This window comes from Methylopila henanensis, assembly GCF_042681025.1.
GTDB classification, from domain to species: Bacteria; Pseudomonadota; Alphaproteobacteria; order Rhizobiales; family Methylopilaceae; genus Methylopila; species Methylopila henanensis.
The window spans coordinates 257,981-275,283 of the sequence record NZ_JBHUER010000010.1 but is presented as its reverse complement, the minus strand read 5'-3'; the positions used below and the strand labels follow the sequence as shown (position 1 = coordinate 275,283).

Annotated in this window: 18 protein-coding genes; 7 read left to right on the top strand and 11 right to left on the bottom strand. The window is 70.9% G+C overall.

Going from position 1 to position 17,303, the window contains the following annotated elements; all coding sequences use genetic code 11:
- The first annotated feature begins 88 nt into the window (after positions 1-88).
- Together ACFSCV_RS14390 and ACFSCV_RS14385 are read left to right on the top strand one after the other, a co-directional pair.
- Positions 89-3,007: an EAL domain-containing protein gene (locus ACFSCV_RS14390; RefSeq protein WP_378800265.1), complete on the top strand. Its 2,919-nt coding sequence runs from the start codon at positions 89-91 to the stop codon at positions 3,005-3,007.
- A 5-nt stretch (positions 3,008-3,012) separates the two neighbouring features.
- Entirely contained in the window at positions 3,013-3,585 is a 573-nt protein-coding gene (locus tag ACFSCV_RS14385) for a hypothetical protein (protein WP_378800264.1), read from the top strand.
- 13 nt (positions 3,586-3,598) lie between these two features.
- On the opposite strand, the gene ACFSCV_RS14380 is transcribed toward ACFSCV_RS14385, so the two are convergent.
- Positions 3,599-4,222, bottom strand: a complete 624-nt coding sequence (locus ACFSCV_RS14380; protein WP_378800263.1) for a YqgE/AlgH family protein — start codon at positions 4,220-4,222, stop codon at positions 3,599-3,601.
- A 138-nt stretch (positions 4,223-4,360) separates the two neighbouring features.
- On the opposite strand from ACFSCV_RS14380, the gene ACFSCV_RS14375 reads away from it, so the two are divergent.
- On the top strand, positions 4,361-5,197 hold the full coding sequence (locus ACFSCV_RS14375; RefSeq protein WP_378800262.1) for a protein-disulfide reductase DsbD domain-containing protein: 837 nt from the start codon (positions 4,361-4,363) through the stop codon (positions 5,195-5,197).
- A gap of 96 nt (positions 5,198-5,293) precedes the next feature.
- Entirely contained in the window at positions 5,294-5,779 is a 486-nt protein-coding gene (locus ACFSCV_RS14370; protein ID WP_378800261.1) for a peroxiredoxin, read from the top strand.
- A gap of 50 nt (positions 5,780-5,829) precedes the next feature.
- Here ACFSCV_RS14370 and ACFSCV_RS14365 read toward each other — a convergent pair whose 3' ends face one another.
- Both ACFSCV_RS14365 and ACFSCV_RS14360 read right to left on the bottom strand, forming a co-directional pair.
- Positions 5,830-6,321, bottom strand: coding sequence for a copper chaperone PCu(A)C (locus tag ACFSCV_RS14365; protein WP_378800260.1), 492 nt, complete (start codon positions 6,319-6,321; stop codon positions 5,830-5,832).
- An 80-nt stretch (positions 6,322-6,401) separates the two neighbouring features.
- A complete protein-coding gene (locus ACFSCV_RS14360) occupies positions 6,402-6,779 on the bottom strand; it encodes a hypothetical protein (RefSeq protein ID WP_378800259.1) in 378 nt (125 codons plus the stop codon).
- Between the two features lie 296 nt (positions 6,780-7,075).
- Here ACFSCV_RS14360 and ACFSCV_RS14355 point away from each other — a divergent pair, with 296 nt between their 5' ends.
- The 3 genes from ACFSCV_RS14355 (at position 7,076) to recQ (ending at position 10,968) form a co-directional block, all read left to right on the top strand.
- On the top strand, positions 7,076-7,519 hold the full coding sequence (locus ACFSCV_RS14355) for an NUDIX hydrolase (protein WP_378800258.1): 444 nt from the start codon (positions 7,076-7,078) through the stop codon (positions 7,517-7,519).
- Between the two features lie 69 nt (positions 7,520-7,588).
- Positions 7,589-9,004: a mannose-1-phosphate guanylyltransferase/mannose-6-phosphate isomerase gene (locus ACFSCV_RS14350; RefSeq protein WP_378800257.1), complete on the top strand. Its 1,416-nt coding sequence runs from the start codon at positions 7,589-7,591 to the stop codon at positions 9,002-9,004.
- A 128-nt stretch (positions 9,005-9,132) separates the two neighbouring features.
- Complete coding sequence (recQ, locus tag ACFSCV_RS14345) at positions 9,133-10,968, top strand: DNA helicase RecQ (protein WP_378800256.1); 1,836 nt, start codon at positions 9,133-9,135, stop codon at positions 10,966-10,968.
- 7 nt (positions 10,969-10,975) lie between these two features.
- On the opposite strand, the gene ACFSCV_RS14340 is transcribed toward recQ, so the two are convergent.
- From ACFSCV_RS14340 to ACFSCV_RS14305, 8 genes are all read right to left on the bottom strand, one after another.
- Positions 10,976-11,263, bottom strand: a complete 288-nt coding sequence (locus ACFSCV_RS14340; protein ID WP_378800255.1) for a hypothetical protein — start codon at positions 11,261-11,263, stop codon at positions 10,976-10,978.
- Between the two features lie 70 nt (positions 11,264-11,333).
- Positions 11,334-12,149 (bottom strand): TrmH family RNA methyltransferase, encoded by an 816-nt coding sequence (locus ACFSCV_RS14335; protein ID WP_378800254.1) that lies wholly within the window; start codon positions 12,147-12,149, stop codon positions 11,334-11,336.
- 22 nt (positions 12,150-12,171) lie between these two features.
- The gene (locus tag ACFSCV_RS14330; RefSeq protein ID WP_378800253.1) at positions 12,172-13,989 is read right to left on the bottom strand and encodes an ABC-F family ATP-binding cassette domain-containing protein; all 1,818 of its coding nucleotides are present in this window, start codon (positions 13,987-13,989) and stop codon (positions 12,172-12,174) included.
- A 60-nt stretch (positions 13,990-14,049) separates the two neighbouring features.
- A complete protein-coding gene (locus ACFSCV_RS14325; protein WP_378800252.1) occupies positions 14,050-15,405 on the bottom strand; it encodes a histidine kinase dimerization/phosphoacceptor domain -containing protein in 1,356 nt (451 codons plus the stop codon).
- Between the two features lie 45 nt (positions 15,406-15,450).
- Positions 15,451-15,999, bottom strand: coding sequence for a sigma-70 family RNA polymerase sigma factor (locus ACFSCV_RS14320; RefSeq protein ID WP_378800251.1), 549 nt, complete (start codon positions 15,997-15,999; stop codon positions 15,451-15,453).
- The gene (locus tag ACFSCV_RS14315; RefSeq protein ID WP_378800250.1) at positions 15,996-16,202 is read right to left on the bottom strand and encodes a NepR family anti-sigma factor; all 207 of its coding nucleotides are present in this window, start codon (positions 16,200-16,202) and stop codon (positions 15,996-15,998) included. The genes ACFSCV_RS14320 and ACFSCV_RS14315 overlap by 4 nt, the downstream gene beginning before the upstream one ends.
- A 175-nt stretch (positions 16,203-16,377) precedes the next feature.
- Positions 16,378-16,662 (bottom strand): hypothetical protein, encoded by a 285-nt coding sequence (locus ACFSCV_RS14310; protein WP_378800249.1) that lies wholly within the window; start codon positions 16,660-16,662, stop codon positions 16,378-16,380.
- A gap of 88 nt (positions 16,663-16,750) precedes the next feature.
- The gene (locus ACFSCV_RS14305) at positions 16,751-17,167 is read right to left on the bottom strand and encodes a Dps family protein (protein WP_378800248.1); all 417 of its coding nucleotides are present in this window, start codon (positions 17,165-17,167) and stop codon (positions 16,751-16,753) included.
- Positions 17,168-17,303: the final 136 nt, after the last annotated feature.

Here is a 17,303-nt window from a genome sequence, read left to right as displayed (position 1 = left end):
CGGAACGCCATGACAAGGCTTCGTCCGGCCCTTCGCCGCGCGGGGCCGCCGAGCCGGCCGTCGCCGGAGTTCTGGGAGACGCCCCGCGTTGCGTATCGTCCGCGCCCTGCTTCCGGCGCTGCTGCTCGCCATCCTGACGCTGGCCGGGACCGTTCCCGCGGCGGCGCTGCAGCCGCTTTCCATCGGACCGGACGACATGGCGATCGACCTGCTCGGCGCCATCGAGCGCCCGATGGGGCAGGCCGACCGCATCCAGGTCGCCACCTTCCCCGGCGCCGACGGCATCGTGCGCCGCATTGAGGTGCGTTCCGAACGGACCGGCGACGGGCGACAATGGGCGGTGTTCGCGCTGCGCAACGACGGCGACGAGCAGATCGACCGGCTGCTGGTGTCGCCGCACTTCCGCCTCGTCGGCTCCGGCGCGCTGTGGCCCGATCTCGGCGACGACCGCATCCGCAACGTGACCGCGAGCCAGGGCGTACGCCCCGACCGGCAAAGCTCCGACGACGCCGACGTCTTCGTGTTGACGATCGATCCCGGCGCGACCGTCACCTACGTGGTGGAGCTCGCCTCGCCGAAGCTCCTTCAGCTCACGCTGTGGGAGCCGGGCGTCTTCAAGGACAAGGTCAACTCGTTCACGCTCTACCGCGGCATCATGCTCGGCATCGGCGGCCTGCTGGCGCTGATCCTGACCATCCTGTTCGTGGTGAAGGGCAGCGTGATGTTCCCGGCGGCGGCCGCGCTCGCCTGGGCTGTGCTGGTCTATCTCGGCGTCGATTTCGGCTTCTGGCGCAAGATCTTCGAACTGACGCCGGAGTTCGAGCGCATCCTGCGGGCCGGCAGCGAGGCGGCGCTCGCCGCCACCATGCTGGTGTTCCTGTTCGCCTATCTCAACCTCAACCGCTGGCACGTGCGCTACAGCCACGTGATGGGCGCGTGGCTGGTGTTCCTGCTCGCGCTGGTGTGGCTCGCGGCCTACGACGCGCCGGTCGCGGCCGGCATCGCCCGCATGTCGCTGGGCGCGGTCGCGGTCATCGGCTTCGGCATCGTGGTCTGGTTCGCGGCCAAGGGCTACGACCGCGCCGTGATGCTGGCGCCGACCTGGGCGCTGCTGGTGGCGTGGTCGATGGCTGGCGCCGCGACGATCGGCGGCGCGCTGTCGAACGACATCGTCGCGCCGGCGCTGGTGGGCGGGCTCGTGCTGATCGTGCTGCTGATCGGCTTCACCGTGATGCAGCACGCATTCGCCGGCGGCGCCGTCGCGCCGGGGCAGGTCTCGGACGTCGAGCGCCGGGCGCTGGCGGTCACCGGCTCCGGCGACATCGTGTGGGACTGGGATGTGGAGGCCGACCGGGTCAACGCCGGACCGGAGCTCGAACAGTCGCTCGGCCTGCGCCGCGGCGCGCTGGAGGGGCCGGCGGCGCGCTGGCTCGACATCGTCCACTCCGCCGACCGCGACCGCTTCCGGGCCGCGCTCGACGCGCTGGTGGAGGAGCGGCAGGGCCGGCTGGTCGAGACCTTCCGCCTGCGCGGCCCCGACGGCCACTATCTCTGGTACCTGCTGCGCGCGCGGCCGGTGGTGGGCGCGGACGGCGAGGTTGTGCGCTGCGTCGGCACGCTGCTCGACGTCACCGATTCCAAGACCACCGAGGAGCGCCTGCTCCAGAACGCCGTGCACGACAACCTGACCGGCCTGCCGAACCGCGAGCTGTTCGTGGACCGGCTCGACGCCGCGCTCGCCTATGCGCAGAGCGAGCCCTCGCTTCGGCCGACGGTGATGGTGCTCGACATCGACCGCTACAAGAAGATCAACGAGAGCGTCGGCGTCACCACGGGCGACACCATCCTGATCACGGTGGTTCGCCGTCTCTCGCGGCTGCTGAAGCCGCAAGACACGCTGGCGCGCCTCGGCGGCGACCAGTTCGGCGTGCTGCTGCTCTCCGAGCGCGACGGCGAAAGCATCACGGCCTTCGCCGACACCCTGAAGCGGACGCTGCGCTCGCCGATCACCTTCGGCGGCCGCGAGCTGTTCCTGACCGCCTCGATCGGACTCGCGCTAACCGACGGCCGCTCCGGCGCCTCCGGCGATGAGATGCTGAAGAACGCCGAGGTGGCCATGTACCACGCCAAGCGGTTCGGCGGCGACCACATCGAGGTGTTCAAGCCCACCATGCGGGTCGCGACCACCGACCGGGTGCTGATCGCGGGCGAACTCAACCGCGCGCTGGAGCGGAACGAGATCAAGGTGCACTTCCAGCCAATCGTGCGGCTCGAGGACCGCACCATCGCCGGCTTCGAGGCGCTGTTGCGCTGGGAGCATCCGCGCTACGGCCGGCGGTCGCCGTCGGAGTTCATCACGATCGCCGAGGAGACCGGGCTGATCGTCGACCTCGGGCTGTTCGCGCTCGACGAGGCCGCCCGCCAGCTTGCGACCTGGCAGGCGCGGGTGCCGGGCGAGCCGCCGCTGTTCATGTCGGTCAACGTGTCGAGCCGCCAGTTCCTGCGGCAGGATCTGGTGCAGGACATCCAGAACGTGCTCGCCCGCTACGCCCTGCCGCACGGCACGCTCAAGATCGAGCTGACCGAGAGCCTCGTCATGGAGAACCCCGAGCACGCGGCGCAGATGCTGACGCGGCTCAGGGAGCTTGGAGCCGGGCTCTCGCTCGACGATTTCGGCACCGGCCACTCGAGCCTCGCCTATCTCCAGCGCTTCCCCTTCGACGTGCTGAAGATCGACAAGTCCTTCGTGCGCCCGACCGGGCGCGGCGAGCGGCCCGTTATTCTGCGATCGATCGTGCGGCTCGCGCACGACCTTGGCATGGAGGTGGTCGCCGAAGGCGTCGAAACCGACAGCGACGCGGTCGAGCTCTACCACCTCGGCTGCGTGTTCGCGCAGGGCTACGCCTTCGGCGAGGCCATGAGCGCCGAGGATTGCGACCGCCTGCTCGGCCTCGCGCCGGAGGGCGTCGCCCGTCGGGTGATGCAGGGCGCGCTGCGGAGAAGGTGACGGGCATGCGGATGAAGCGGCGCGCGTTGGCGCTGGCGCTGGCCACAGCGGCGATTTCGGGGGCGGCCAGCGGCGAACCGGCCAAGCCGAAGGTCGAGATGCACAGGACGCAGGTCGCGATCAAGGACGCCGACGGCTGGTATCCGGCCAAGTCGACCAGAGGGCGCTTCAGCGTCCTGTCGCCGATCCCCTTCAACGATTATTCGATCACTTTCGACGACCCCAACATCGGCGAGCTGGTTCTGCACGGAGTGGGCGGCAAAAGCGCCGACGGCATGGAGTTCGGCGCGATCGAGACCGTCAGGACGGCGCGGCAGAAGGACGTCGATCTCCGCCAACTGGTGGCCAATGTCGCGGCCAAGCAGGGCGCCGCCGTTCCGGAGGTCAGACCTGAACGGGTGGGCGACGAAGACGTGGCGCACGCCGAGTTTCAGGGGCGGTCTCGCGGCGTCGTGATGCGGGCGTCCAAGACGCAGGTCGGCGTGTACACCGTCGTGTGCGAATACCCGGGGGCCATCGCCGAGCAGGCCAAGCCCACCTGTCGCGACTACGTCGCGAGCTTTCGCGTCGAGGACTGACGACGCCCGCGCGTCACGCGTGGCCGGCTTCGGCCGAGAGCTTCCCGAGGTCGATGCCGATCTTCGCCAGCGCGCGGTCGTACTTTGTGTCGACGCTGTCGCCGAAGACGAGGTCGCGGTCGGCCGGGCAGTTCAGCCAGCCGTTGGCCTGGATTTCGGTCTCGAGCTGGCCCGGCGCCCAGCCGGCGTAGCCGAGCGCGAGCACGGCGTTCTTCGGGCCGCCGCCCTTGGCGATCGCCTTCAGGATGTCGAGGGTCGCGGTGAGGCAGATGCCGTCGTCGATCGAGAGCGTCGAGTCCTCGATCATGAAGTCGGCGGAGTGCAGCACGAAGCCCCGGCCGGACTCGACCGGGCCGCCGCGCAGGACCGGGATGCCTCCCGCCGCGTCCGGAAGCCGGATCTCGTCGCCCTCGGCGATCACGCCGAGCTGCACCAGAAGGTCGGGGAAGCTGATGTGCGGCGCCGGCTTGTTGACGACGATGCCCATCGCGCCCTCGGACGAATGCGCGCAGACGTAGATCACCGTGCGCGCGAACCGATCGTCCGACATCCCCGGCATCGCGACGAGCACCTGACCGTCGAGATAGCCTGATCTGGCGTTACGTCCGAGCTTCGATTGGCGAAGAATTTCCGGCATGTGGGAAAGAGTAGGGCCGGGCCGGCGGTTTTGAAAGAGACGCCGCGCGCGTCTGCGTCGCCGCGCCGCTGTCGCGCCCCGGCCGCGTCACGACGAGTTGCGTTTGGCGTGTGGCCGCGGCGGCGCTACCTAACGGGAATGATCGCACGCCTCGCCATCGCCGCGGCCGCCGCCGCGCTCGTCGCCGCTCCCGCGTCAGGCGAGCCGGCGAGCCCATGGACCCGCGACGGCTCCTCCGAGCTTCGCCTGATCGACGCCGGCGCGGCGCCGGACGGCGGCCGGCTGGTCGGCGTCGCGATCCGGCTCGACGCCGGCTGGAAGACCTACTGGCGCCAGCCCGGCGACAGCGGCGTGCCGCCCCAGTTCGACTTCGCCGCCTCGACCAATCTGGCGGGCGTCGACATCGCCTATCCCGCGCCGGAGCGCATGACCGACGAGAGCGGCATCGCCAACGTCTATCACGGCGAGGTGGTGCTGCCGGCGACGGTGCGGGCGCAGGACCCGTCGCGGCCGGTGCGGTTGGCGCTGGTGGCGAACTACGGCGTCTGCGACAAGGTCTGCGTGCCGGTGCGCGCGGAGACCGCGCTCGACCTCGCGCCGGAGGGCGCCTATCCCGGCCCGGCCGCCGCCGCGGTGCGCCGCGCGCTGGCGAAGACCCCGAAGCGCACCGCGTTCGGCGCAGCCGCGGAAGGACTGTCGATCGCCTCCGTCAGCCGCCGCGACGGGCCGGACGGGAAGCCGGCCGTGGAGGTGGTCGCCGCCGCTCCCGGCCCGGTGACGCTGTTCGCCGAGACCGGGGAGGGCGGCTTCGTGAGGGCGCCCGAACCCCTTGGAGGGAGCGAGGCCGGCAAGGCGCGGTTCCGCATTCCCTTCGACCGTGAGCTGCCGGCCTCCGGCCTCCGCCTGACGCTCGCGGCGCCGGAGCGGGCGATCGAGACCTCGGTGCCTCTCGGCGCCATCCTCCGGACGCCGTAGACCCCTATCCATGGCTCCAGACAGCCTCTAAGACGAAATCGTTCCGCCCGCCGGGGCGTCGCCGACTTCCCGGCTTCACTGCGTCAGGAGTCCGCGATGGCCATCGAGGTCGGTTCCCGCCTGCCCAACACCACCTTCCGCACCATGGGGCCCGACGGTCCCGCCACCGTGATGGCCGACGAGCTGTTCGCGGGGAAGAAGGCGGTTCTGTTCGCTGTGCCCGGCGCCTTCACGCCGACCTGCCACAAGAACCACCTGCCGGGCTACCTGAAGAACCTGGACGCGCTTCAGGCCAAGGGCGTCGACGTGGTGGCCGTGACCTCCGTCAACGACGTGTTCGTCATGAACGCCTGGGCCGAAGCCACCGGCGCGAAGGGCAAGATCGAGTTCCTGTCGGACGGCAACGCCGATTTCGCCAAGGCGATCGGGCTCGAGCTCGACGCCTCCGGCGGCGGTCTCGGCATCCGCTCGAAGCGCTACGCCATGCTGCTCGACGACATGGTCGTCACCTCGCTCGCGGTCGAGGATTCGCCCGGCAAGGCCGACCTGTCGAGCGCGGAACGCCTGCTCGAGTCGCTCTGAAGGCCTGCCAAGCGTACGGGCGGGGCGCGCCCCGCCCGTACGCTTGCGCGTCAGTGCGCGTGCTCGCCGGCCTTGGCCTCAGGGCCCCGCGCGCCGAGCGCCTCGACGACGAACTCCACCTTGATCTCGCCCGCCTTCTCGAAGGTCAGCGCGCCGGCGAACGTCTCGCCCTGTGCGAGCGGGCGCTTCAGCTCGTGCAGCATCAGATGCAGGCCGCCGGGCTTCAGCGCCACCTCGCCGTGCGCGGGGGCCTCCACGCCTTCCGGCAGCGGCCGCATGGTCATCACGCCGTCCTTCACGGTCATTTCGTGGATCTCCACCCGTCCGGCGACGTCGGCTTTCGCCCCGATCAGGCGGTCGGGCGCGTCGCCGCCGTTCCTGATCACGAGGTAGCCGCCGGCGACCCTGGCGCCGCTCGGGGTCGCGCGCGACCACGGATGGTCGATCTCGATCGACCCGGATTTGAACTCGTGCGCCGGCGCGGGGAGGGCGAAGGCGGCGAACGCTGCGGCGGCGGCCGCGCGAAGCGTCAGTTTCAGCATGGCGTCAGTCCTTGCGAATGCGGGGAGGCCCGGCCTCGACCCGACGTCGGCATGTGGGATGTGCGATGTCGTCGGCGCCGTCAGGCTGGCGGGCCACGCGCGAGAGCGGGGCCGTCGCTCCGCTGGGCCAAGCGCTCGACGGCCGCGCCCGGCGTGGCCGCGACGGCGGCGGGGCGGGCCAGAAGCGCGGCGCCGCCCGCAGGCGATGGCGCCGGTTGCGGCGCGCCGAGACAGCCGACGCCGCAGCAGGCGAAACGGTCGCGGTCCTGGGCCGGCGCGCTCGCGGCGTCGCCCGAGCACAGGGTCAGCGCCAGGTCGAAGCGCTGCGGAGCGGCGGCGGCGTGATGATGCGCGAGGCCCGCGAGCGCGGACTGGACGACGAGCGCATAGGCCGCGAGCACGACGCCGACGCGTCGCAAGAGTCCGCCCCGATGTCCGCCCGCCGCCTGCGCCGTCATGGCGCGAGGCCTAGCATGGCGGCGGCTCGAAACCTAGGCGTCGCGGTCGCGCGCGAACGGCGGGAAGTCCGGAGGATCGACAGCGCGCAGACGTCGATCGCGGCCTGACCCGGGACGCGAATCCCCGTATCGTCGGCGGGATGGTCGAGGGGGCGACGACCGGGGTTCGGGACCATGACGACGGCGGGCTAACCGCGATGCGTCGTCATGGGGAGGCCGAACGCCTGCGGGACCCTATGTCTCGGGTTCCACGGTCTCCTTCGGGGGACGAGGATTCGGAAGGGATCTCCCCGGGAATGGCTAAGCGCGAGAAGCTCGCGAAGAAGGTTCGACAGCAGTATGGCGCCCTGCCTTTCAGGGAGGCGCCGGGCGGCGTCGAGGTGCTGCTGATCACCACCCGCGAGACCCGGCGCTGGATCATCCCGAAGGGCTGGCCGATGAAAGGCCGCACGCCGGTCTACGCCGCGAGGCGCGAAGCGTTCGAGGAAGCCGGGCTCCACGGCGACCCGCTGCCCGAGGTCGGCCAGTTCGAGTATGTGAAGAGGATGGCGTTCGGCGCCGACCGTCCCTGCCGCGTCGGCGTGTTTCCGCTGCGGGTGACGGAGGAGCTGGCGGACTGGCCGGAGAAGGACGAGCGCGAGCGGCGGTGGTTTTCGCTTCCCGACGCCGCTGCCGCCGTCATCGAGCCCGACCTCTCGGCGCTGATCCTGGCGTTGCCGTCGCATCTCGCGGACGGTTGAACCGCGTTCTTTAACGTCTTCGTGGATGGTGGGGCCGGCGCCGGCGGGCGCGACGGGAGGAGCGCGAGCATGGCGAAGGTCATACCCATCATCCTGTGCGGCGGGACGGGCTCGCGGCTGTGGCCGGCCTCGCGCGAGAGCTACCCGAAGCAGTTCCTGCCGCTCGCGGGCGAGCGCACCATGCTGCAGGCGACGGCTCTCCGCGTGGCGGATCCAGCGCGGTTCGACGCGCCGATCGTCGTCACCAACGCCGAGCACCGCTTCATCGTGGCCGAGCAGCTCGCGCAGATCGGCTCGCGCGCGACGATCGCGCTGGAGCCGGCGCGCCGGGATTCCGCGGCGGCGCTCGGCGCCGCGGTCCGGCTTGCGGCGCTGCGCGACCCGGAGGCCGCCGTGCTCGCGCTCGCGTCCGACCATGTGGTGCTGGACGAGCCGGGCTTTCTCGAGGCGGTCGCCCGCGGCCTGCCGGCGGCCGAGGCGGGCCGCATCGTCGCCTTCGGCGTCGAGCCGACCGAGCCGACCTCGAAATACGGCTACATCCGCCCGGGCGCTCCGCTCGACGGCGCGCCCGGCGTCAGCGCGGTCGCGGCCTTCGTGGAAAAGCCGGCCCGGGAGGCCGCCGAGCGGCTGATCGCCGAGGGATGCCTCTGGAACTCCGGCAACTTCCTGACGCGCGCGCAGACGCTGCAGGACGAGCTTGAAAGGCTCGCGCCGGGGATCGCCGGGCCCGCGATCGCCGCGGCCGACGGTGCCCGACAGGACCTCGACTTCCTGCGGCTCGATCCGGACAGCTTCGCGCGGGCCGAAGCGAAGTCGATCGACTTCGCCGTGATGGAGAAGACGCCGCTGATGGCGGTGACGCCCGGCGCCTTCGGCTGGTCCGATGTCGGCAGCTGGTCGGCGCTGTGGGAGATCGCGCCGCGGGACGCCGACGGCAACGCGTTGATCGGACCGACCGCCGCGATCGGCAGCACCAACTGCTACGTCCGCTCGGACAAATACCTCACCGCCGTGGTCGGCGTCGACGACGTCGTGGTGGTGGCGACGCAGGACGCGGTGCTCGTCACCACGCGCGAGCGGACCGACGAGGTGAAGGCGATGGTGGCCGCGCTGACCGCGCGCGGCGAGCCGACCGCGACCTCGGCGTCGCTGGTGCACCGCCCCTGGGGCTCGTACCAGATCCTCGACGACGGAGCGCGCTTCCAGGTCAAGCGCATCACGGTCAAGCCCAAGCGCAGGCTGTCGCTGCAGAGCCACGTGCACCGCGCCGAGCACTGGATCGTGGTGCGGGGCACCGCGCAGGTGACGATCGGCGACGAGACGCGCCTGCTCCGGGAAAACGAGTCCGTGCACGTGCCGCTCGGCGTGACGCACCGGCTCGAGAACCCCGGCGTCATCCCGCTCGAGCTGATCGAGGTGCAGTCCGGCAGCTATCTCGGCGAGGACGACATCATCCGCGTCGACGACGACTACCGCCGCGGCTGACGGATCAATGCCGCAGCGCGCCGGCGGGGCCCTTCCCGCCCGCGCGAACGGCGCCGGGCGCGCCGCGAACTGGGGACGGCGCCCGCTCCCGCATCCCCCGCAGGGCGCGAATCGCGTAACCATAGGCGGTGTCCGACACGATCGAGCTGCGCCCGAACGCCCTGCCGCCCGCCCTGGAGGCGGAGAAGCGGCGCGTGCTGAAGACCGCCTTCGGCTTCGACGAGTTCCGCCCCGGTCAGGAACGGGTGATCGACGCGCTGCTCTCGGGCCGCGACGTGCTGGCGGTCATGCCGACCGGCGCAGGAAAATCGCTGTGCTATCAGGTGCCCGCGCTGGTGAAGGGCGGGCTCGCTGTGGTGGTCTCGCCGCTGATCGCGCTGATGGACGACCAGGTGGCGGGCCTCAGGCTCGACGGCGTCTGCGCCGAGGCGATCCACTCCGCGAAATCGCGCGAGGAGAACGTCGCCTCGTGGCGGCGGGTCGCCTCGGGCGAGGCGAAGATCGTCTACATGGCGCCCGAGCGGCTGATGACCGACCGCATGCTCGGCGCGCTCGGCCGTCTGCCGGTGTCGCTGGTCGCGATTGACGAGGCGCACTGCATCTCGCAATGGGGCCACAGCTTCCGCGCGGAATACCTGACGCTTGGCCGGCTGCGGGAGGCGCTGCCCGACGCTCGGCTCGTGGCGCTGACGGCGACCGCGGACGACGGCACCCGCGCCGACATTCTGGACAAGCTGTTCGCGGGCCGCGCCGAGAGCTTCGTGGCGGGCTTCGACCGGCCCAACATCGCGATCTCGGTCGCGGAGAAGCGGGACGTCGGGACGGCGATCGAACGCTACGTCACGTCGCGGCCGGGCCTGAGCGGCGTGGTCTACCGGCTATCGCGCAAGAAGGTCGAGGAGACCGCGGCCAGGCTCCGCGACGCCGGCGTCAACGCGCTCGCCTATCACGCCGGCATGGAGGCCTCCGAGCGCTCAGCGGCGCAGGAGACGTTTCTGGCCGAGCCCGGCGTGGTGATGGTCGCGACCGTCGCCTTCGGCATGGGCATCGACAAGTCGGACGTCCGCTACGTCGTCCACGGCGACATTCCGGGCTCGCTCGAGGCCTACTATCAGGAGATCGGCCGCGCGGGACGCGACGGCGCGCCGGCCGAAGCCCTCATGTTCTATGGCCTCGAAGACGTGCGCACCCGCCGCCGCTTCATCGACGAGCAGGACAGCGACGACGAGCGCAAACGGGTCGAGGCGCGCCGGCTCGACGCGCTCGTGGGCTTCTGCGAGACGACCTCCTGCCGGCGCCAGACGCTGCTCGCCTATTTCGGCGAGACCACCGGCCCTTGCGGCAACTGCGACACCTGCCTCGACCCGCCCGAGGTGATCGACGGAGCGCGCGAGGCGCGGCTGCTGCTCGGCCTCGTCGCCGCGACCGGCGAGCGCTTCGGCGCGGCCCACATCGTGGCGCTGGCGGTCGGCCACCTGTCCGAGACGGTGACGGGGCGCGGCCACGATCGGCTGCCGGGTTTCGGCAAGGGCGCGGACCGGCCGGCGGCCGAGTGGCGCGGCGTCGTCCGGCAACTGGTGGCGCTCGGCGCGCTGAAGGTCGAGTCCGGCGCCTATGGAGGGCTCCAGCTCACGCCGAAGGGCGGTCGCATCCTCGACGGCGCCGAAGGCGTCATGATCGCCAAGCCCAAGGAGAAGAAGCGCGAGCGCCGCCGCATGACGGCCGAGAGCGTGGGCTTCGACGGCGTGGACGGCGAACTGCTCGGCCGGCTCAAGGCGCTCCGCCGCGAGCTCGCGATCGCCCGCGCCGTGCCGGCCTATGTGATCTTCGCCGACCGCACGCTGGTGGAGATGGCGGCCGTCAAGCCGCGGACGCCGCAGGCGCTCGCCAAGGTCAAGGGCGTCGGCGCGGCCAAGCTCGACGCCTTCGGGGACGTGTTTCTCAAGGCGCTGAACGCCGGGTGACCGGAGGTCATTGGCTCCAGTCGGTCGACACCGCGTCGCCGGGCTTGGAGTAGAGGCGGATCGCGTCCTGATGGCCTGTCTGCAGGCTGAGATCGGAGTGCGTCTTCTTGCCCATGAGCTTGCCTGACGGATCGTAGGTCTTGGCGATCGTGCCGTTTCCGGTCGTCACGATGTCCACCTTGGAGCCGTCCTTGCGCACGATCTTGGTGTGCCCCGCCTCGGCTATCGTCGCGCCCGCAAGCAGGGCGATGGCGACGGCCAGCGCCCGCCGCGATCCCAGCGTTCTCATGCGCATGACACCCTCCCCGGAAGTTTCAGGTCGAGACTGGAGCGTGGCGACGCGTTCGCGCAATCCGTAGCTGTGCTTATGCCTGTGTCCACGCGCTAAGCGCGTAGAGGGCGATGCCGCTCGTCGTCGCCACGTTCAGGCTGTCGAAGCCGGCCGCCATTGGCACGCGCGCTGTCGTAGTCCTCGCCATGAGGTCGGCGGGGAGACCGGGACCTTCGGCTCCCAGCAGCAGCGCCGTGCGCGGGGAGGGGGCGATTTCCGCGATGTCACGAGCTCCCGCAGGACTGAGGGCGACGGTCGAGAAGCCCTCCGCGTCGAGCGCGTCGAGCAGGTCGCCGCCCGATCCGCCGCGGGCGAAGGGCAGGATCAGGCTGGCTCCGACCGAGACGCGGATCGCTTTCCGGTAGAGCGGGTCGCAGCTCGTTTCGTCCAGCAGCACGGCGTCGGTGCCGAAGGCGGCGGCGTTGCGGAAGATCCCGCCCACATTGTCGTGGTTGGCGACGCCGACGAGGACGACGGCCAGCGCCCGTTCCGGCAGGCGGGCGAGCAGGGCGGCGGTGGTCTCGGGCGGCGCGCGGCGGGCGATGGCGAGCACGCCACGGTGGATGTGGAAGCCGACCACCGCGTCCATCACGCTCTGGCCCGCGGCGTAGACCGGGACCTCGGGCGGAAGCTTGGAAAGCAGACCGGCGAGAGCCTCGATGCGGTTCTCCGCGATCAGCAGGCTTTCGGCGGCGTGGCGGCAAGGAACGCCCCGTCCGCCCTCGATCAGCAGCCTCAGCACCACCTCGCCTTCGGCGACGAAGCGCTCGCCGCGCCCCACCACATCGCGCTCCCGCACGGCGCGATAGGGCGCGATGCGCGGATCGTTGGGATCATGGATGGAGATCATCTGAGCGCTCCGGCGGAGGGTTTTACCCCGCCGCCAGCTCCTCGCGCATCATCTCGAGCTCCAGCCAGCGCTCCTCCGCCGCGGCCTTTTCCGTCTCGGCCTTCGCGAGGTCGTCGCTCGTCTTCGCGAAAGCCTTCGGATCCCGGGCGTAAAGCTGCGGGTCGGCGAGCTTCGCGGCGAGCCGGGCGATCTCCGCCTCCAGCTCCTCAATGCGCTTCGGCAAGGTGTCGAGCGCGTGCTGGTCCTTGAAGGACAACTTCTTCCGCGCCGCCGGCTGGGCGGCGGGCGAGGGCGCGGCCTTCGGCTTCTCGGACGCCGGCGCCGCGGCCGGCCCGCGGGCGTCCACCCCGCGGCCGCGCTGGGCGATCATGTCGGCGTAGCCGCCGGCGTATTCCTGCCAGCGGCCGCCGCCTTCGGAGGCGATGACGGCGTCGACGGTGCGGTCGAGGAAGTCGCGGTCGTGGCTGACGAGGATCACTGTGCCGGGATACTCGCCGATCATCTCCTGCAGCAGGTCCAGCGTCTCGAGGTCGAGGTCGTTGGTCGGCTCGTCCAGCACCAGCAGGTTGGATGGCTGCGCCAACGCGCGGGCGAGCAGCAGCCGGCCTCGCTCGCCGCCGGAGAGCGCGGAGAGCGGCGAGCCCGCCTGCTCGGGGCCGAACAGGAAGTCCTTCATGTAGGACACGACGTGCTTGGTCTGGCCGCCGACCTCCACCGTGTCGCCGCGGCCGTGGGTCAGCGCGTCGCGCAGGGTGGTCGAGGGGTCGAGGCTGGCGCGCTTCTGGTCGAGCGTCGCGATCTCGACATTGGCGCCCACCCTAATCACGCCCTCGTCGGGCGCGAGCACTCCGGTGAGCAGATTGAGCAGCGTGGTCTTGCCCGCGCCGTTGGCGCCAACGAGGCCGATGCGGTCGCCTCGGGCGATGCGGGTGGAGAATCCCGTCACGATGGGGCGGCCGTCATAGGCCTTGGAGACGTTCTTCGCCTCCACGACCAGCGCTCCGGACGTCGCGCCCTCGGTCACGGTGAGCTGGACGGACCCTTGCGCCTTGCGCTGCGTCCGGCGCTTCTCGCGGAGATCGTCGAGCGCCCGCAGCCGGCCCATGTTGCGCTTGCGCCGGGCGGTGACGCCATAGCGCAGCCAATCCTTCTCGCGCTCGATCTGACGGTCGAGCTTGTGACGCTCCAGCTCCTCCTGCGCGAGCTGCTCGTCACGCCAGGCCTCGAAGGCGCCGAACCCCTTCTCCAGCTTGCGGGTGCGGCCGCGGTCGAGCCAGAGCGTGGCGCGGGTCAGGTTCTCGAGGAAGCGGCGGTCATGGCTGATCAGCACGAGCGCCGAGCGGGACGATTTCAGCTCGGCCTCGAGCCATTCGATCGCCGGCAGGTCGAGATGGTTGGTGGGCTCGTCGAGCAGCAGGATGTCCGGCTCGGGCGCGAGCGTGCGGGCGAGCGCGGCGCGGCGCGCTTCGCCGCCCGACAGGGTCTTGGGGTCCTCGTCGCCTGTCAGGCCGAGCGCCGTCAGCAGGTAGGACGCGCGATGCTCGTCGTCGCCGGGCGCAAGCCCCGCCTCCACATAGGCGCGGGTGGTGGCGAAGCCCGACAGGTCCGGCTCCTGCGGCAGGTAGCGGATGGTCGCGCCGGGCTGCACGAAGCGGGAGCCGCCGTCGGCCTCGACGAGGCCGGCCGCGATCTTGAGCAGGGTCGATTTGCCCGAGCCGTTGCGGCCGACGAGGCCCAAGCGCTCGCCGGCCGAGACCGAGATTTCGGCGCCGTCGAGCAGCGGGGAGCCGCCGAAGGTGAGGCGGATGTCCTTGAGGAGAAGCAGGGGAGGAGGAGCCATCCGCGCTGCTTACGCCGAGGCGCGGCGGCCCCGCAAGCGGCGGCGCGGGCGCCGGCCGCCTCAGCCGGTCGCCTGGCGCGGCTTCATCCCGATGGAGGGCTTGTCGGACGCCGGCGCGAAGGCGAAGGCCACGACGCCCGCGCCGTCGTCTTCGATCGCGCTCGAGAGCTGGTCGGCGTAGGCCCGGATCAGGCGCATCGGTAGGCCGGTCGCCGGCAGCCAGCCCGGCGCGTCGGCGGCGATCCTGAGCATCATGCGGCCGTCCTCGCACGGCGACACGCTGACGGAGGCGGTGGAGCCGGCGGCGCCGGCCGCGGTGAGCAGCTCCATCGACAGCAGCGCGACGGACACCGCCCGGTCGAGATCGATCTCGCCGATGTCGTTCGCGACCGCGACGGACACGTCGAACGAACGTTCGGTTCCCACGTCCCGGGCCTGCAGCGCGACGTCGCGCACCAGCGTGGCGACGTCCACATGGCCGATCTCGCCGCTGGCGTAGGATGCCTTGTAGGCGGCGGCCATGGCGCGCACGCGGTCCTCCGGGGCGCGCAGCACGGCAGACAGCGACTGCGGCGCCTCCTGGCGTTGGAGCGCGAGCAGGCTCGCGATCATCTGGAAATTGTTCTTCACCCGGTGATGAAGCTCGCGCAGAAGCGTGTCGCGGTCGGCGACGGCGGCCTGCAGCGCGTTGGAGCGCTCGTCGACGCGGGCCGACATGGCGTCGAGCGCGTCGCCGAGCCGCGCGAGCTCGGCCGGCGCGCCATCGAGCTTCGTGGCCTTCACGTCGAGCCGGCCGCCCTGATAGGCCTCGGCGGTGACCCGGAGCGCGCGAATCCAGCGCAGCACGAAGCGCTCGATCCCGAACAGGACGAGGCCGACGCAGAGCAGGCTCATCAATGCGGGCAGGCCCAAGGCGAGCAGCAGCCACTGGGTCTGGCTGCGGCCCATGAAATCGAAGGGCGTCGCGGCGACGACCCGCGCGGCCGCGCCTTCGATCGGCGCGATGGCGTAGCGATAGGCGCGCCCGTCCGCGCCACGTCCTTTCAGGATGCGTTCGTCGGAAGGTAGGCGCTTGTCCGGGAGGGCGCCGGCAGGCAACCATCGGCCGCCGAGGGGAGACTGGGCGTCCTCCGCGATCACGCGGCCCTCGCCGTCGAGGATCGCGACCGAGATCATCGCCCGCGATCCGCGATCCTGGAAGATGACGCGACGCGCCTGCTGCGACAGCGGCTCGCGCTCGACGGGAAACGCGGTCGCGCGCGCCGCTACGAGCTCGGCCGCCTGCACCAGCCGGTCGCGGTCGGAAAGGTCCGCGGCCCTGAAGTCGCGCACGCCGATCCAGACCGCGAGGGCGATCACGGGCAGGTTGGCGGCGATCAGGAGAAGCGCGATGTTCGCGCGCAGCGTCTTCAACACGACATCACCGCGACGGCGCAGGAGGAGGGGGCGCCGGCCGTCAAGCTACCCGGAAGACCCGAGCGCGGCGCGCAGGGTCGGCTCCAGCCCGATCTCGGCCGTATCGATGTTGAGCCGTTTCGCCAGCGCGTTGCGCGCGCGATTGACGCGGCTCTTGACCGTGCCGACGGCGCAGTTCGAGATCTCCGCCGCCTCCTCGTATGAAAATTCGGCCGCGCCGATCAGGATCAACGCCTCGCGCTGCTCCTCGGGCAGATCGGCGAGCGCGGCTTTGAAGTCCGCGAGGTCCATGTGGCCGTTCTGCTGCGGCGGCACGGACACGCTCTCGGCGAACACGCCGTCGGTGTCCTGGACCTCCCGCCGACGCCGACGGATGTCCGAAATGTAGACGTTGCGCAGGATCGTGAAGAGCCACGCCCGCATGTTGGTCCCCTCGGTGAAGCTCGAGAGGTTCCGCCACGCCTTGACCAGCGTCTCCTGCACCAGATCGTCAGCCCGGTCGACCTGACCGGAGAGCGAGACGGCGAAAGCGCGGAGGCTCGGGATGTGGGTGACAAGCTCGTCGCGGGGAGGCCGCGTCGGCGCCGCAGTCATCGAGCGCCATTCTGACGAATGTCTTCGTCGTCTGGCCGCTCCGCGGCGCCGCCCTGCGCCTTGTCGAGCTCGGCCAGCAGTTCGAGAAACCGGTCCGGCACAGGCTGGTTCAGAATGTCCACGTATCCCGCACGGAGCTGGCGGCCGATATGCGCCTGCACATCCTGATCCACCTCCGTCTCTGCGGTCTTTCGTTCACTCATTTCCTGGTCCCTCGGCGGAGCCCGCCGGCCGCCGGATTTAGGTCGATGCGCGCCATCAGCCGAAATGGCGCATAAACGTCAATATTCCATAAGCCAAATCGCCGCGCGGTTCCGGCGCGCGGCGAGGATCGCCGCTTTCTATAGAACGCCGTGACGGAAGCTCCCGGGCGGCTCCTCATTTCGTGTCGCGCGCGTAAGGCGACGACGGATCGATCGGCGTCGCTGCGCCCTTGGCGACGGTCGTGGTCCGGGACGAAACATTCGTCACGAAGCCCTCGCCTGTCGTAGCCGCGGAGGAGGTCACCGCCGGCGCCGTCGAGACAGCGGGGGACGCGAGCCGGTCGCCCTTGCCGGCCGCGGCGTGCTGCGCGCCTGCGGACAGGGTCAGGAGCGCGATCGCGCCCATCACCGCGACGAACGCCGCCGCCGCCGTCCACGACGTGACGACAGGGCGCGCCACGAAGCGGCGATCGAGGGAATAGGAACGATACGCACCATGCGAAACATACGCCATGTCGCGCCTCCGCGTGTTCTGGTCCGTGTTGCCTTCAGTCGGCGATCGTCGCCCGCAACATCCACACCGCCTTCTCATGGAAGGCGAGCCGGGCGGCGAGGAGATCGTGGGTGACGAAGTCCTTGGCGTCCTCGGCGTGCTCCGCGCCCTCGCGGATCAATCGGGCGAGGCCCTCGTGATCCTCGATGAGCTCCTCCACCATGCCCTTGACCGTCGGGCGGCCTTCGAGCGACAGCGCCTTGTCGAGCCCGGCGGTGACGCGTGCGCTCGGGGCCGGCGCTCCGAGCGCACGAATGCGCTCGGCCAGCGTGTCTACCGCCGCGAACATGTCGGAGTAGTGCTGCTCGGTGAGGACGTGGACAAGCTGGAACAGCGGGCCGACCACGTTCCAGTGCACCACCTGCGAGCGCAGCAGCACCCGGTAGGTCTGGCCCACGATCTCGCTCAGCATGTCGGCGACGGCCTTCCGGTCGTCGCCCGAGATCCCGGTCGAAACGTTCGCCGCTTTAGGTCTTACGTTTAGGACGTTGCTCGCCTTCGCCATCCGTCTGCCCTGTCGTGTCGTCTCGTCTCGTCCGGCTTCGCCG